At 63.8% G+C, this 3080-nt stretch carries 2 protein-coding genes; one reads left to right on the top strand and one right to left on the bottom strand.

What is annotated here, in order from left to right:
- The coding region (polA, locus tag WDA27_15100) for a DNA polymerase I (protein MFA5892251.1) at nucleotides 1-2382 on the bottom strand (2382 nt) is incomplete at its 3' end.
- 178 nt (nucleotides 2383-2560) lie between these two features.
- Here polA and WDA27_15095 point away from each other — a divergent pair.
- Nucleotides 2561-3080 (top strand): TIGR00730 family Rossman fold protein (locus tag WDA27_15095; GenBank protein MFA5892250.1); only part of this gene is annotated, 520 nt, incomplete at its 3' end.

The raw sequence follows: 3080 nt of genomic DNA, 5'->3' as shown, positions 1-3080 counted from the left end.
TTCACGCGTGCGCTCCATGAACGCGCGCACGCCGGGATAACGCGCGAAATAGCGCTCGATGTATTCGGCCGCCGCCGTGCGCTCGATCTTGAGGCTGCGCGCCAACCCAAAGGCCGACATGCCGTAGATGAGCCCGAAGTTGATGGTCTTGGCGGCGCGGCGCATGTCGTCGCTGACGAGCTCGGGCGCCACGCCGAACACCTCGGCGGCGGTGGCGCGGTGGACGTCCTGCCCCTCCGCGAACGCACGGATCAAGCCGGCGTCACCGGAAAGATGCGCCATGATGCGCAGTTCGATCTGCGAGTAGTCGGCGGCGAGGATTTTATAGCCGGGCTCGGGCACGAACGCCTGGCGGATGCGCCGGCCCTCGTCGGTGCGAATCGGGATGTTCTGTAGATTCGGGTCGCTGGAAGACAGCCGGCCGGTGGCGGCCACGGCCTGATGATACGAGGTGTGCACCCGCCCGGTGGTCGGATTGATCATCTCCGGCAACTTGTCGGTGTACGTGGACTTGAGCTTTGCGAGCGTGCGGTGCTCGAGAATGATTTTCGGCAATGGATAGTCGAGCGCAAGCTCCTCCAACACCTCTTCCGCCGTGGATGGCTGACCGGTGGGCGTGCGCCGGAGTACCGGCAGCCCGAGCTTGCCGTACAGCACTTCTTGAATCTGCTTGGGTGAGCCGAGATTAAACGCCTGACCGGCCTGTGCGTGCGCCTGTTGCTCGAGTTCGAGGATGCGCTTTTCGAGTTCGCGGCTCTGGACGCGCAGCATATCGGGGTCGATCTTGACGCCGTGGCGTTCGATGCGCGCCAACACCGGCACCAGCGGCATCTCGATTTCATGAAACAGCTTCGCGAGCGCCGGGATTGCTTCAAGCCGTGGCCACAGCGCCTGATGCAACCGCAGCGTGATATCCGCGTCCTCGGCGGCGTAGGCGGAGGCAGCGGAGATCGGCACCTCGCTGAAGTTGATCTGGCTCTTGCCCTTGCCGGCGACGTCTTCGTACGTGAGTGTCTTGTAACCGAGGTACTTGAGCGCGAGCGCATCCATGTTGTGGCGCGCGGCGGTGGCGTCGAGCACGTAGGATTCAAGCATGGTGTCGAATCCCAGTCCCCGCATACGTATGCCGTGGTTCGCGAGCACGTTGAGGTCGTATTTCAAATTCTGGCCAATCTTGCGCGGCGTCTCGGCCTCGAGCAGCGGTTTGAGTTTTTGAAGTACAGCGTCGCGCTTAAGCTGCGCTGGTGCGTCGGGATAGTCGTGCGCCAGCGGCACATAAGCGCCATGGCCGGCGCGGTCGGTAAACGACACGCCGACGATCTGCGCCTGCATCGCGTCCAGCGACGTGGTTTCGGTATCGAAGGCGAAGACCTCGGTCTTCCCGAGGCGCGCGATCCAGGCATCGAGCATCTTGTCGTCAAGAATCGTTTCATAGGCGTCCTTGGCGTCGTGCGCCGCGGCCGCGGCGGGCACCGTGGCGCGATTCACGCCGCCAAGCTCCGCGAGCCAGCTCTTGAATTCCAGGCGCGCGAACAACTCGCGCAGCGTGGCGTCGTCCTGCGGCACGCGTTTGAGTTCCGTGGGCTTGAGTGTCAACGGCACGTCGCAGCAGATGGTGGCCAGTTGGCGAGCGAGCGGCAGCTGCTTGAGCGCGGCGCGCAGATTTTCCCCAACCTTTCCCGGAATCTCGCCGGCCTGCGCCACCAGCGCGTCGAGCGAGCCGTACTGCGTAAGCCACTTGGACGCGGTCTTGGGCCCGACGCCGGGCACGCCCGGGATGTTGTCCGAGGTGTCGCCGATGAGCGCGAGCCAGTCGACGATGCGCTCCGGCGGCACGCCGAACTTCTCAACCACACCGTCGCGGTCGAGCACGGTGTCGGTCATGGTGTTCACCAGCTTCACGGACCCGTCCACGAGCTGGGCCATATCTTTGTCGCCGGTGGACACCAGCGTGTCGAGGCCGGCGGCGCTTGCTTGCGTCGCGAGCGTGCCGATGACGTCGTCGGCCTCCACACCTCCAATCTGTAACAGCGGCAGGCCCAAGGCGCGCACGATTGCGTGCAGCGGCTCGATCTGGCCCACCAGTTCGTCCGGCATCGGCGGACGCTGCGCCTTGTAGTCGGCGTACAGCTCGTCGCGGAAGGTCTTGCCCGGCGCGTCGAACACCACCGCGAGGTAAGCGGGGTCGTATTCGACGAGCAGCTTGCGCAGCATGTTGACCACGCCGTAAATCGCGCCGGTGGGCTCGCCGCGCGAATTGGCGAGCCCGGGCAGCGCGTGGAACGCGCGGTACAGATACGACGAGCCGTCCACGAGGACCAGCAGCGGTCTCGTGGACGGTTTGTTGGCACCTTGGCCCGGCGCGGGTGTTTTACGCTTCATGTTGTGTGTGGAGGGACTTAATAATGGTTTGCCGGACCCGGCCATTGGCTTCCGTGCGGTGCTGGATTCGTGCGTCCATGCACATTATGCTTGAAAAATGAAAGACTCGGCTTCCGTACCACCCGAAATCCCGTTTGCCTTCCCGGACGCCCGCGGCACCACCGCGTCCTCGGGGCTGATGTCACGCGAGTCGTGGAAAATATTCCAGGTCATGTCCGAGTTTGTCGCTGGCTTCGAACGCCTGGCACAGATTCAGCCCTCGATCAGCGTCTTCGGTTCGGCGCGTGTCGCGCCCGGGCATCCGTATTATGCCCTGACCGAGGAGATCGGACGCAAACTTTCCGACGCCGGCTTCGCGGTCGTGAGCGGCGGCGGCCCGGGGTTGATGGAGGCCGCCAACAAAGGCGCGTTCGCCGGCAAGTCCCCGAGCGTCGGGCTTAACATCCGCTTGCCGCAGGAACAACACGCCAACCACTATCTCAATATCGTCCTCACCTTCCAGCACTTCTTCGCGCGCAAGGTGATGTTCGTGAAATACGCCAAGGCTTACGTGGTCATGCCCGGCGGCTTCGGCACGCTCGATGAAGTCCTGGAGGCGTTGACCCTGATCCAGACCGGCAAGAGCACGCGCATGCCCATCATTCTCGTGCATCGGCCATTTTGGGAGGGACTGATTGACTGGTTCCGCGACAAGCTGG

It is taken from the genome of Actinomycetota bacterium (assembly GCA_041658565.1).
Lineage (GTDB): Bacteria > Actinomycetota > AC-67 > AC-67 > AC-67 > JBAZZY01.
The sequence above is the reverse complement of the archived record's forward strand: the minus strand, read 5'-3'. Positions and strand labels throughout refer to the sequence as shown.